The sequence below is a fragment of the Brevundimonas sp. genome, assembly GCF_041648115.1.
GTDB lineage: Bacteria > Pseudomonadota > Alphaproteobacteria > Caulobacterales > Caulobacteraceae > Brevundimonas.
The window spans coordinates 1-12,026 of record NZ_JBAZPR010000028.1; the positions used below are offsets into that span (position 1 = coordinate 1).

Here is a 12,026-nt window from a genome sequence, read left to right on the forward strand (position 1 = left end):
TCCGCATCGACGCGGAACTCGGTCACATAGGCTTTCGGTTCGACTTCCGCCTTGGCGAAGGTCTCGCGTTGAGCCTTGTTGGTGTTCTTAGCCTTCTTCGTGCCAGCGCCCAGCTGGAGAGCGACGTAGCCGTCACGCTCCTGGGTACGTTGGCCGACGACCTGGCAGCCGTCGAGCTGAAGCACAGTGACCGGTACGTGCGCGCCGTCATCGGCGAACACGCGGGTCATGCCCAGCTTCTTGGCGATCACGCCCGTGCGCATCGGATCCCGCCTCTTTCTACTTTAAATCTTGATCTCGACGTCCACACCGGCGGACAGGTCGAGCTTCATGAGCGCGTCCACGGTCTGCGGGGTGGGGTCGATGATGTCGAGCACGCGTTTGTGCGTGCGGATTTCAAACTGCTCACGCGACTTCTTATCGACGTGCGGCGAGCGGTTCACGGTGAACTTCTCGATCAGGGTCGGCAGCGGAATCGGACCGCGAACGGTCGCGCCGGTGCGCTTGGCGGTATTAACGATCTCGCGCGTCGAGAAATCGAGGACGCGGTGATCAAAGGCCTTGAGCCTGATGCGGATGCTTTGATCCATATCGGTGCTTACTTCCAATGCGGTCGGAGGACCGCGTCCCTGTGAACCATTTCAAAGACCGAAGGCCTTCGGGCAAAAAGCCCTCAGGGAACGCAAATCCGCAAAAACGATCGGCCCACGCAGTTACCCGCGAAGGCCGCTGAAGTCCCAAGAAGCTGCAAAGAACAGTGACTTAGGTCGTTCCTGCGGACCGCGTTTGCACCGAAGTGCACAGCCGGTCCAACAAGAGTGGTGGCTTATGCCTACCGATTCTGATTTCGTCAAGCGCGCAAACCCGTGCTGACACAGGATTTCGTCAGTCCGCCTCCAGCACCGACACCGGCCGGGAAATCGTCCTCGGCCGACCCGCTTCGTCCACCGCCACCATGACGAACTCGGCCGCCGCAGACCGCCGCCGCTTCCCCGTAAGCAATCCCTCGGCCCACAGTTCGACCTCTATGGTCACCGAGGTTCGACCGATCTTTGTCGCGCGGGACGCCAGTTCGATCATGTCGCCTTCTCTTATAGGGGACGAGAAGTCGATGCGGTTCGACGCGGCCATGACCATGACCGCCCTGGCCTTGCGCGTCGCACAGATGAAGGCCGCCTTGCCCATCAGCTTCAGGGCATCGCCGCCGTAAAGCGTGCCGTAGTGGTTGGTCCAGGTCGGAAAGACCATCTCCACCGCCCTCAGCCAGCCGTCGTCCTGGGGTATGTCTTCCAGCAGAGGCGGCAGGTCGCCCTGCCCCGCCTCTCGCGGCGCCACCATGTTGAAGACGCCCCGAGTGCACAGCCGTCGCTCGCCGCTGACCAGCGCCTCGGCCCATAGCTCGACCTCCACGCCCATCGACGTGCGGCCGACGCGCACGACCTTGCCCGTCGCCTCGACCATTTCGCCGATCCGGGCGGGCGCGGCGAAGTCGATCCGCTCGCATCCGGCCGTCACGGTCGGCCGCCGCGCGTGACGCGCAGCGGCCAGGAAGGCGACCTTGTCCAGGTGCGCCAGACCGACGCCCCCGAACAATGTCCCGTGGTGATTGGCGTCCCCAGGGAACACCATGTCGATCAGCGTGACGCTCAAGCTCGTGCAGCCTTCGCGGCCGACACCATGTTCGTCAGCGCCGCCTCGGTCTCGGGCCAACCCCGCGTCTTCAGCCCGCAGTCCGGGTTCACCCATAGCCGATCCGCCGGCAGCTTGCCCGCCGCCGCGGTCAGCAGGGCCGCCATCTCCTCCACCGACGGCACGCGGGGTGAATGGATGTCATAGACGCCCGGCCCGATCTCGGCCGGATAGCGATAGTCGGAGAAGGCGTCGAGCAGCTCCATCCTGGACCGCGAGGTCTCGATGGAGATGACGTCCGCATCCATGGCCCCGATGGACTGGATGATGTCGTTGAACTCGGAATAGCACATGTGGGTATGGATCTGGGTCTCGTCCCGCACGCCTGACGCCGTGATGCGGAAGCTTTCCACCGCCCACTCCAAATACCCCGCCCAGTCCGCACGACGCAGCGGCAGGCCCTCACGCAGGGCCGCCTCGTCGATCTGGATCACGGCAGCGCCCGCCGTCTCCAGGTCCGTCACCTCGTCGCGAATGGCGAAGGCGATCTGGCGGCAGGTCGTGCTGCGCGGCTGGTCGTCACGCACGAAGGACCAGTTCAGGATCGTCACCGGCCCGGTCAGCATTCCCTTCATCGGCCGATCGGTCAGGGATTGGGCATAACGCCACCATTCCACCGTCATCGGCCTGGGCCGCGACACGTCGCCAAAGATGATCGGTGGCCGCACGCAGCGCGAGCCATAGGACTGCACCCACGCCGCCTTGGTGAAAGCAAAGCCCGACAGCTGCTCGCCGAAATACTGGACCATGTCGTTACGTTCGAACTCGCCGTGGACCAGCACGTCCAGCCCTAGGTCCTCCTGCCACTTCACCGTCCGCGCGGTCTCTTCACGCAGGAACCGGGCATAGGCCGCGTCGTCGATGACGCCCTTGCCGTGGTCGGCCCGCGCCTTGCGGACCTCTGAGGTCTGCGGGAACGAGCCGATGGTGGTGGTCGGATAGGCCGGCAGGTTCAACCGCCGCTGCTGCACCCCGCGCCGGATCTCGAAGCTGGAGCTGCGGTTCGCCAGCGCCGGATCGGCATCGGCCGCCCGCGCCTGAACCCTGGGATCATTGATGCGCGGCGAGGTGCGGCGCGACGCGACCGAGGCGGTCGAGGCGTCCAGCTCGGTCTTCACCGCCGCCCGGCCTTCGTTCAGCGCCCGCGCCAAGGTCGCCAGCTCGCCAACCTTCTGTACCGCGAACGCCAGCCAGTCCTTGATCTCCGCATCCAGCGCCGTCTCCCGCTCCAGATCGATGGGCGTGTGCAGCAGGGAGCAGGACGGCGCGATCACCACCTGACGCCCGGCGGCCACCAACGGCTCGACCCGGTCCAGCACGGCGTTCAGATCGGCCTTCCAAACATTGCGCCCGTCGATGACGCCCAGCGACAGCACCTGATCGGCTCGCGCCGCCGACGCCACCTGCGACAACTGTTCCGGCGCGCGCACCAGATCGATGTGCAGTCCCTGCACCGGCAGCTTCAACGCCGTCTCCAGATTGTCGCCCAACGCCCCGAAATAGGTTGTCAGCATCACCTTGATCGGCGGCGTCACGTCCGTCAGCACGCGATAGGCGTGGTCATAGGCCGCCTTGGCCTCGTCACTCAGGTCGGTGACCAGGCAGGGCTCGTCCAACTGCACCCAGGTCGCCCCCGCTCGCGCCAGCGAGCGCAGCACCTCGGCATAGACCGGCAACAGGCGCGGCAGCAGGCTCAGCACATCGAAGGCCTCGCCCCGCGTCTTGCCCAGCAGCAGATACGACACCGGCCCCAGCAGCACCGGCCGGGTCTCGATCCCCTGCGCCCTGGCTTCCAGATATTCGTCCAGCGCCTTGGTCGACCCCAGGCGGAATGTCTGGTCCGCCGTGAACTCGGGCGCCAGATAATGGTAGTTGGTGTCGAACCACTTGGTCATCTCCATGGCGGGCACGCCTTCGCCGCCGCCATGAACGTGACCGTGCTCGCAGACCTGGGCGTCGCCGCGCGACCCACGGGCCATGGCGAAATAGGTCGCCAGATCGACGCGCTCTTCGTTCCAGCCATAGGCCGCAGGCACGGCCCCGACCATGGCCGTCAGATCCAGCACCTGGTCATACAGAGAGAAGTCGTTGGACGGCACGATGTCGGCCCCCAGGTCGCGTTGCCGCGCCCAGGTCAGGCCGCGCAGCTCGGCGGCGGTGGAGAGCAGCGTCTCCGCATCGATCTTTCCCGCCCAATGCGCCTCAAGCGCAGTCTTCAGCTCCCTCTTGGGGCCAATGCGGGGAAAGCCGAGGGTGGCGACCTGTACGGTGTGGCGGGTCATGACATTCGAAACCTGTGTTGTGGCCAGGTTTCGGACAGGGTCGCGCGGACGCCGACGCGGACGCAATGGGTCCGGCGGCGCGCATGCGGCCTGACCGGGCACCCCGCCGGAGGACGTTATCTGTCGGGGCAGGTCTCCTGGCTCACGGGTCGACGCCTCGGGCCCGGCCTTCCCGGCGCGAACGCCAGTGACACGAGATGGACCCTCGACTCGCCGCTTACAGTTGCGGGGGCAGCGCCGGTTTCACACCGGCTTCCCTCTTAGCTCCACGCACCCCGAGGAGCGCATGCAGACCACGACGAATGCAGATGATCACAAGGGGTGCCCCACGTCAATAGACATAAGGATATGCTTATATCTTTATATTCTATCTCCACGTTAACCGTTCGCCCCAGGACCTCCCCCTTGGTGACACATTCCCGCCGCAACGCGTGACAGTCGTGCAACATCTTCGCAACAGGAGAATATCGAACGGCGGTTTATTGCTCAGCTTCGTCCGCACCCTGATAGCAGGCGCCCTTCCTGGACCCCCATCCGGGCACAGACTGCTAAGGACAAAAGAAAATGAAGACGATCCTCCTCGCCTCGGCCGCCGCCGCCGCTCTGTTCGCCGCTCCGGCCTTCGCTCAAGACGCCATCGGTTCGGTCGGCGTCGCCTACAACCATTCCAAGATCGAAGTCCCCGGCGCTGACACCGACCTTGACGGCGCCACCGTCGCCGGCACCGTCGCCACTTCCGCTTTCGGCGACTGGACCGCGACCTTCAACGCCGCCGGAACCTATTCGGACAACGACTTCGGCGACGAGACCACCCTGTCGGGCGCCGTCCACCTGACCAAGGCCATCCAAGACATGCGTTTCGGCGGTTTCGTCGGCGCTGAAGAAATCGCCGGTGGCGACACGCTGATGACCTTCGGCGCCGAAGGCCAGAAGTACTTCCAGCAAGCCACGCTGACCGGCGTCGTGTCGTACGGCACCGTCGATGACGCGGACCTGTGGACCGTTGGTGGTGAAGCCGCCTTCTACGCCACGCCCGCCCTGCGTCTGGCCGCTCGCGCCTCCTATTCGGACGTGGACTTCGCTGGCGTCAGCACCGACGGCTGGTCGGCGGGCGTCGGCGCCGAATACGCCTTCGCTGCAACGCCCTACAGCGTCTTCGCCGGCTATGACCGCGCTGAACTGGAAGACGCAGACCTGACGATCGACTCCTTCGAAGTCGGCGTTCGCTACAACTTCGGCGGCGATCTGCAATCGCGCGACCGCGCCGGCGCCACCCTGGGCCGCAACCTGGGCAGCGTCACCAAGCTGTTCGGCCTGCGTTGATCCTCGACGCCTGAGACAAGATGAAGAGCCCCGGCGGAGCGATCCGCCGGGGCTTTTTCTTGGCTTACGCCACGCACGAAAAAGACCCCCGGGGTTCCACGACCGGGGGCCTTTCCTCTCGCGGCGGAGAAACGGGTCTTAGCGCCCGATCTGCAGGGTTCCCGATCCGACGACCGAACGGGACACTGATCCTGTGGCCGAGGCGACGCGGACGCTACCCGATCCTGCGATGGCGACATCCAGATCACGTGTCGCGCCGCCGTAGCGGACATCGCCCGAGCCGCCGATGGCGACCGACAGCTTGTCCATCCGGCCCTGACGCACGTTCACCCCGCCCGAGCCGCCGATCGACAGCTCGCCCCGGCCGTTGACGCTGGCCACGTCCACATTGCCCGATCCGCCCACAGCCGCCTTCAGGCTGCCGGTCGATCCAGCGGCGATGGAGCCTGAGCCGCCGACGCTGGCATCCAGCGAACGCGACGTGCCCGCGCGGATCGACCCCGACCCGCCAAGGCCCAGTTCCAGATCGCCGTCCACATTGGCGACGTTCCAGTTGCCGCATCCGCCGTTGTCCAGTTCGACCGACCGCGCACCACGTCCGACCGAGCCGAACACGGCGCCGCTGGCGCTGACATCGACGGTGCGGGGCGTGCGCACCACGATCAGCGGCGCGTCTTCCAGACGGATCCGTCCCAGGTCGCGCACCTCGACCGTCGCCCCCTGCCCCGGCTGAGCGGCGTCGGACCGTCCCGAGTTGCAGCTGCGGATGCCGTCGCTGCTTCCGAACATACCATTGCGACGAAGGCCGCCGTCGATCTTCACGTCGCGGCCTTCGCGGCGCACCTGGATCGCCGGTAGACGCGTCTGGCCCTGCGTGACCTCCACGCCGATGTCCTGGCGGTCCTCTACGATGACGACGACGCGCGCGACGGCGTTGCGGATTTCGACCTCGGCGGCCGAGGCGGGCGCGGCGACCAGTCCCGCCAGTGTGGCGACAGCGGCGGCGGCGATCAGTGCGGTCTTCATGTGCGGCTTCCCTTTCCCGAATGTGAGGGGAAGGTGCGCGCCGCCCGCGCCCAAGTCATTTTAACTCGGGGTCATGAACTCGAATTAACGCGCGGCGCCAATGACGCCCGCCCCATCGGCCGCCCCGACCTCGGGTTCGAAATCGCGTTCGAAGTTGGCGATCTTGCTCTTCATCGCCCCCGCCCGCTTCAGCGCCAGTGACGCGGCCCAGCGTGCGGCCAGCTCCGGCGTCGTCATGCCGTCGGTGAAGCGCGGCCGGCCGCCCCGGCTGCGGATCACCGCATTGGTGAACAGCGCCCCGTTCCTGAACCGCGACGGCCAGGTCTGGAAATCCATCGACAGGCTGACGCAGAACCGGTCCAGATTCTCCACCCGATGCGGCGCATACAGCGGCCAGGTCAGCGCCCGCCCCGGCTCCAGATCCATGACCTGCGCATCGTTCTCGAACGCCAGCCTATAGGGCAGTTCCTCGGTCGTCTGGCGCGCCACGACCTGTTCCATATCGCGTTCGGGCAGATGCGCCTCGTCGCCCGGATAGACGAACAGCCGTTTGCGCCCGCGCAGGTGGAACAGCACCACCCCCGCCGCGTCGAAATGATAGGGCACCCGCGCCTTGGGCGACGACAGGATCAACTGTCCCGCATTCCGCACCGCCCGCATCCCCGGATAGGTCGCCTGGATCGCGGCGAAATCCTTCATCGCCGCCGTCCACAGCTCGGGCCAGCCCGTCTCGACCCCACGCAGATTGACCCACAGCCGACCCTGTTTGATCGCCTCCAGCAGTTCCTCGCCCGACAACCGCCCGCGTGCGCCAGTGCGCAAGCTGACCTGCCCCTCGTCGTCGTAGTCGTACAGGTTGATGTCGAACAGTTCGGCCGGATAGCGATCCAGCACCGCCGCCAGCGCCGCATCCTCGGCGAATCCCTGATCGATCAGCGTATGGGCGTGGGTCTTCGCCTCGGCGATGGGACCGGGATAGCGGGTGCGGCGTTCGGTCATGCTCATGTCCTCAAGCGTGGGCGACGCGCGCGGGCGTCTTCTTCCTCGCGGCGGCCTTCTGGACAGCGGATCGGGCTGCGACCGCCGCCCCCCTCAACCGCCCGACCGGGGTCGCCTCGCAGGCTTCGATGGTGGCCCAGCGCCGGCGCAGCGAGGCCCTGACCGCTTCGCCCCGTCCGCCCGCGCGATTCAGCGCCGCCACCGTCATGTCGCCCAGCACCTGGGTCACGCCGGGCCGCATCACCACGGCCTCGCGCACCGTCTGGCGGGCGTTGACGAAATACTTCTTGTAGGTCTCGCCCTCGAACCCGAAGTCGAACACCCGGAATCCTTCGGCCGCCGCTAGCCGCATCGTGTCCATGCTCAGCAGGATGCCCGGCGAACAGCGCGCCAGCGCCGGCTCATAGACCGGGAACCAGAAATGGTAATGCCGCCCGGCGTGCAGCGAGAACTCGATCGCCACCAGCTTGTCGCCCGCATGCATCGACGCCATCGAGGCCCCGAAGTCCGCGCGCGGCTCGCTCATCAGCGCGTGCAGCAAATCCCGCGTCCAGCCGCAGGCGAAGATGTCGTGCAGACCCGACCGTCGATACTGCGCCGCCTTCAACGCAATCAGATGGTCCAGCAGCGCCGGATCCCGCAGCCCGCGCTCCACCCGGATCGGCCCCAGTTCGGCCTCCAGGCTGCGGCGCGCCCGTTCCTTGTCCTTGAAATATTTGCCGAAGGTCGTGCGCCGCTCGGCGTACCAGGCGTCGTATCCCGGCTCGGGCATGACGACCTGCACCGTCTCGCGCGCCTGCCCCGTCTCGCCCGCGCCGATCCAGCCGGGCACGTTCAGCCGCTTGGCTTTCAACAGCCGCGCCACATCCTCCAGCGTGATCGTCTCGCCCGCAGGCGCGATGACCCCATGATAGTCGTTCATCGGCGCGCCCAACGGCTGCACCGCCCCGCCCCGCCGCTGATGCGGGAAAAAGCCGACGATCTCGCCGTCTCGCTTGAACACCGCGATCGCCGCACCGGGACAGACCCGCGACGCGATCTCGGCATAGTCCCAGCGGAAATAGGGGCTGGCCAGGTCAGGATTGCCGTCCGTCCACGCACGCCACAGGGCGACGGCGGCGGCGTCCAGCGCCCCCGCGTCCATGATCTCGACCTGCAGCATTCCGGCCATACGCATCCTCATCGAACCCCGTGCAGCAAGGTCCATTCCAAACCCCACCCTGCCCCATGCGCGTTTCATCAGGGTTCACCGGCATGGTGAACGCGCGTTGACGGAGCCGCCCCGCCCCCTGCGCGTTGCCTTGATCCAAAGGGAGACGACCATGACCGATCCACGCCCCGACAGCAAAAGCGTCGAAAACGAAAACCTGCGCCCGGACGAAGACGGCGAACCGCCGCGCCCCGCCACCGAACCCAAGGGCTCGGAAGGCTCGTCCAACTCCGGCGAGACCGAGACCGATCCCGCCACCGGCGAACAGAACTGATCTCGCCCGCCTGTCCTGCCCGCCTGCCCGAAAGTCCGCAATGAACCGATCCGCCGCCCTCGCCGCCCTCGCGGTCCTGTCCCTGTCCGCCTGCTCGCCCAGAGAGGAAGACGCCGCCAAGACCCCGGCGGTCGAGGCGGGCGCGACCGGCCCCCTCTCGCGCGACGCCATCGAGAACTCCGCCTATACGCCGCCCGCCCAGCCGGCGCCCCAGGCCGGACAGTCGCCTCAGCCCGACGCCGCCCAGGCTCAGGCTCAACCCGCCCTGATCCGCGCACAGGTTCTGCTCGAACGCGCCCGCTTCTCGCCCGGCGCCATCGACGGTCTGGCCGGCTCCAACATGCGTCAGGCCATCTCCGCCTTCCAGGAGGCGAACGCCATGACCGTGACCGGCGAGCTCGACGCCGAGGTGATGGGCCGACTGCGCGCCGCCGCCGGTCCGGGCGCAATCACCACCACCTACGCCATCACCCAGCAGGACATGGCCGGTCCCTATCTCGGCGTCGTTCCCACGGATCTGGAGGCCCAGGGCCAGGCCGCTCACATGGGTTACGCCAATATCGTCGAGGCCCCGGCCGAACGCTTCCACGTCACCGAGGCGCTGCTGCGCGCCATGAACCCCGGCGCCGACTTCAACCGCGTCGGCCAGGCGCTGCTGGTCCCAGCTATCAACACCACGCCCCTGCCCGCCGAGGTGGATCATATCGACGTCGACAAGAGCGAAGGCTCGGTCAAGGCCTTCGACGCCGACGGCAAGCTGATCGCCTATTTCCCCGCCACCATCGGCAGCGGCGACAACCCGACCCCGACCGGCACGGTCAAGGTCAACGGCGTCGCCCGAAACCCCGACTACACCTACGACCCATCGAAGCTCAGCTACGGCTACGGCTACGGCGACGGCAAGGAAAAGGTCATCGTTAAACCCGGCCCGAACAATCCGGTCGGCGTGGTCTGGATCGATCTGAACAAGCCCAGCTACGGCATCCACGGCACGCCCGACCCGCATCTGGTCGGCAAGACCGCCTCGCACGGCTGCGTCCGCCTGACCAACTGGGACGCCTGGGCCTTGGCCGACAAGGTCAAGCCCGGCGTCACGGTTCGCTTCATTTAGGGATCAGTGAACCGCGCCGAACGGCGTCCCGTCCCAGAAGTCGCAGTGGTGGCGCGCGAAGAAGTCGTCGTCCATCGTATCGCCCTCGGGCTTGAACACCCGCACCGGCCCCGCACCCTCGACGCGGGGCCATTCGGCGGCGAAGTCCGCCGTACCAAATCCGGCCCATAGCCGTTGCATCCGATCCGACAGCGCCTTCTGCTCCGGCGTGAACTTTTTGACGTCCGCGAACACCCAACTGGTCCCGAACACATAGGCCAGTTCGCTGGCGTGATAGGCCCCCAGGTCAAGACCGACGATCCAGTCCGGCAGCACGAACGGCGCCCCGCGATCCGCGAACTCATAGCCCCGGGTCGGCACATACCGAGAAAGCTGCCGCCGCAAAGCCTGTGACGGGCAAGCGAACCTCTGATCGGTGAAGTTCGCAGCGATGGCGTAGGCCGGCCCGTCCTCGCCGACCGGATAGCGCGCCAGCACACGCTCACCCTGGTCGCCGTACATCCAGATCGTTTCCTTCTGATAGCGATCCATGTCGTGAACCTCGTTGGCGAACAGCCGCCCTTCGTCCAGGTTCGTGCCCACGATCACCGGCACGCGCGTGAACCGTCCCTCGCGGACCGCTGCCGCCGGGTTTTCCGGCACGGTCGCATCCGTATGCACCGGCCCCCACGACCCTGGCCCGTTGATGCCCGGCCTCAGCGAGGCCGCCCGCGACAGCCGCCACGCCGGCAAGGCCTTCAGGCAGGCGACCTGGTTCTCGCCCGTGCAGCCCAGCCGCTCGGCGAACATCGGCCCCGACTGGGCCGCATCCTTCGCACTGACCAACGACGACGGCTCCAGGCACCCGCCACTCTGCATGATGACCCGCTGATACAGCCCTTCGGACTGCGGCGAGGTCATCAGGTAACAGGCCGTCCACGCCCCCGCGCTCTCGGCGAACAGGGTCACATTGCCCGGATCGCCGCCGAAGGCCGCGATGTTACGATGCACCCACTGCAGCGCCGCCTGCTGATCCATCAAACCAAAGTTGCCACCGAAGCCTTCGCCCGTCGCTTGGAACTGCGGATGGGCCAACCAGCCCAGCGCGCCCAGCCGATAGTTCATCGTCACCACCACTCGCCCCTGGTCGCGCGCCAGTTTTGACGGGTCATAGTTGGCCCCCGACCCCACGGTGAAGGCCCCGCCCGGAACATAGACCATCACCGGAAGGATCTCTGCCTGCTCGCCGCCGGGCGCATAGATGTTCAGATAAAGACAGTCCTCGGACCCCACCACGATCCCGCCGCCCCCGCCCAGGATCGAGCGCCGCCCGATGGCCTGGGTGCAGTCCCTGGCGATCCGCGTCGCATCCCGAACTCCGCTCCACGCCTCCACCGGCTGCGGCGCCCGCCAGCGCCGATCCCCAACCGGCGGCGCAGCGAACGGCACGCCCAGAAACACCCGCGTCCCCGCCCCGTCCAAGCCGCGCACCGCCCCATCCTCCGTCGTCGCCAGCACCGTCTTCGCATCACTAGCGAACCGGACATGATCGACCTTGCCGGGATGGGTCGCGCAGGCCGACAAGGCCACAAGGCACGCAAGCAACGAGATTAGACGCATCGTGAACCTTGGCTGTTCGGCAGAAGACCCTAACGCCTGAACGCAGGCGACGTTTCCTGCCTCACCTCCGTCATCCTCGGGCTCGACCCGAGGATCGGATGTTGATCGGGCTGTGCGCCACCGTTGAAGCAATACGGCGGACCGCTCGGTCCTCGGGTCAAGCCCGAGGATGACGGGGATGAACAGGACACACCAAAACGGCCCCCGGATTTCTCCGAGGGCCGCTCTGTTACGCTTACTGTGTCTCTCGGCCTCAAGCAGCGCGTGAGCGCGTCAGGCCAAAAGGATCCGTCGACTACTCGACGATCTTGGCGACGACGCCGGCGCCGACGGTGCGGCCGCCTTCACGGATGGCGAAGCGCAGGCCCTGGTCCATGGCGATCGGCGTGATCAGTTCGACGTTCAGCTCGGCGTTGTCGCCGGGCATGATCATTTCGACGCCTTCCTTCAGGTGAACGATGCCGGTCACGTCCGTCGTGCGGAAGTAGAACTGCGGGCGATAGTTCGTGAAGA

Annotated in this window: 10 protein-coding genes, 2 pseudogenes and 1 riboswitch; of the genes and pseudogenes, 3 read left to right on the plus strand and 9 right to left on the minus strand. The window is 66.7% G+C overall.

Going from position 1 to position 12,026, the window contains the following annotated elements:
- The 4 genes and pseudogenes from WC597_RS16720 to metE all read right to left on the minus strand — a co-directional run.
- Positions 1–263 (minus strand): annotated as a pseudogene (locus tag WC597_RS16720) (50S ribosomal protein L3); the annotation flags it as partial.
- A 21-nt stretch (positions 264–284) separates the two neighbouring features.
- Positions 285–590 carry a 30S ribosomal protein S10 gene (gene rpsJ / locus WC597_RS16725; protein ID WP_105563630.1) on the minus strand — a complete coding sequence of 102 codons (306 nt, stop codon included), beginning with the start codon at positions 588–590 and terminating at the stop codon, positions 285–287.
- 295 nt (positions 591–885) lie between these two features.
- Positions 886–1,650, minus strand: coding sequence for an acyl-CoA thioesterase (locus WC597_RS16730; protein WP_372695153.1), 765 nt, complete (start codon positions 1,648–1,650; stop codon positions 886–888).
- A complete protein-coding gene (gene metE, locus WC597_RS16735; RefSeq protein ID WP_372695155.1) occupies positions 1,647–3,971 on the minus strand; it encodes a 5-methyltetrahydropteroyltriglutamate--homocysteine S-methyltransferase in 2,325 nt (774 codons plus the stop codon). The genes WC597_RS16730 and metE overlap by 4 nt, the downstream gene beginning before the upstream one ends.
- Before the next feature lie 109 nt (positions 3,972–4,080).
- Positions 4,081–4,284: riboswitch (cobalamin riboswitch) on the minus strand.
- A gap of 251 nt (positions 4,285–4,535) precedes the next feature.
- Here metE and WC597_RS16740 point away from each other — a divergent pair.
- Complete coding sequence (locus WC597_RS16740) at positions 4,536–5,294, plus strand: hypothetical protein (protein WP_372695157.1); 759 nt, start codon at positions 4,536–4,538, stop codon at positions 5,292–5,294.
- A gap of 138 nt (positions 5,295–5,432) precedes the next feature.
- On the opposite strand, the gene WC597_RS16745 is transcribed toward WC597_RS16740, so the two are convergent.
- From WC597_RS16745 to WC597_RS16755, 3 genes are all read right to left on the minus strand, one after another.
- On the minus strand, positions 5,433–6,320 hold the full coding sequence (locus WC597_RS16745; RefSeq protein ID WP_372695159.1) for a GIN domain-containing protein: 888 nt from the start codon (positions 6,318–6,320) through the stop codon (positions 5,433–5,435).
- Between the two features lie 84 nt (positions 6,321–6,404).
- Positions 6,405–7,319, minus strand: coding sequence for a transcriptional regulator (locus WC597_RS16750; RefSeq protein WP_372695161.1), 915 nt, complete (start codon positions 7,317–7,319; stop codon positions 6,405–6,407).
- A 10-nt stretch (positions 7,320–7,329) separates the two neighbouring features.
- The gene (locus WC597_RS16755) at positions 7,330–8,490 is read right to left on the minus strand and encodes a GNAT family N-acetyltransferase (RefSeq protein ID WP_372695163.1); all 1,161 of its coding nucleotides are present in this window, start codon (positions 8,488–8,490) and stop codon (positions 7,330–7,332) included.
- A gap of 151 nt (positions 8,491–8,641) precedes the next feature.
- On the opposite strand from WC597_RS16755, the gene WC597_RS16760 reads away from it, so the two are divergent.
- Positions 8,642–8,803: a hypothetical protein gene (locus WC597_RS16760; protein WP_372695165.1), complete on the plus strand. Its 162-nt coding sequence runs from the start codon at positions 8,642–8,644 to the stop codon at positions 8,801–8,803.
- Positions 8,804–8,843: 40 nt separating this feature from the next.
- The gene (locus tag WC597_RS16765; protein ID WP_372695167.1) at positions 8,844–9,914 is read left to right on the plus strand and encodes a L,D-transpeptidase; all 1,071 of its coding nucleotides are present in this window, start codon (positions 8,844–8,846) and stop codon (positions 9,912–9,914) included.
- 3 nt (positions 9,915–9,917) lie between these two features.
- On the opposite strand, the gene WC597_RS16770 is transcribed toward WC597_RS16765, so the two are convergent.
- Together WC597_RS16770 and tuf are read right to left on the minus strand one after the other, a co-directional pair.
- On the minus strand, positions 9,918–11,513 hold the full coding sequence (locus WC597_RS16770) for a carboxylesterase/lipase family protein (protein ID WP_372695169.1): 1,596 nt from the start codon (positions 11,511–11,513) through the stop codon (positions 9,918–9,920).
- A 295-nt stretch (positions 11,514–11,808) separates the two neighbouring features.
- A pseudogene (gene tuf / locus WC597_RS16775) lies at positions 11,809–12,026 on the minus strand (elongation factor Tu); the annotation flags it as partial.

Bases quoted from the DNA above. Each gene is read 5' to 3' on its own strand.
- rpsJ (WP_105563630.1), bottom strand. From the start codon at position 590: ATGGATCAAAGCATCCGCATCAGGCTCAAGGCCTTTGATCACCGCGTC.
- metE (WP_372695155.1), bottom strand. From the start codon at position 3,971: ATGACCCGCCACACCGTACAGGTCGCCACCCTCGGCTTTCCCCGCATT.
- WC597_RS16740 (WP_372695157.1), top strand. From the start codon at position 4,536: ATGAAGACGATCCTCCTCGCCTCGGCCGCCGCCGCCGCTCTGTTCGCC.
- WC597_RS16745 (WP_372695159.1), bottom strand. From the start codon at position 6,320: ATGAAGACCGCACTGATCGCCGCCGCCGCTGTCGCCACACTGGCGGGA.
- WC597_RS16750 (WP_372695161.1), bottom strand. From the start codon at position 7,319: ATGACCGAACGCCGCACCCGCTATCCCGGTCCCATCGCCGAGGCGAAG.
- WC597_RS16755 (WP_372695163.1), bottom strand. From the start codon at position 8,490: ATGGCCGGAATGCTGCAGGTCGAGATCATGGACGCGGGGGCGCTGGAC.
- WC597_RS16760 (WP_372695165.1), top strand. From the start codon at position 8,642: ATGACCGATCCACGCCCCGACAGCAAAAGCGTCGAAAACGAAAACCTG.
- WC597_RS16765 (WP_372695167.1), top strand. From the start codon at position 8,844: ATGAACCGATCCGCCGCCCTCGCCGCCCTCGCGGTCCTGTCCCTGTCC.
- WC597_RS16770 (WP_372695169.1), bottom strand. From the start codon at position 11,513: ATGCGTCTAATCTCGTTGCTTGCGTGCCTTGTGGCCTTGTCGGCCTGC.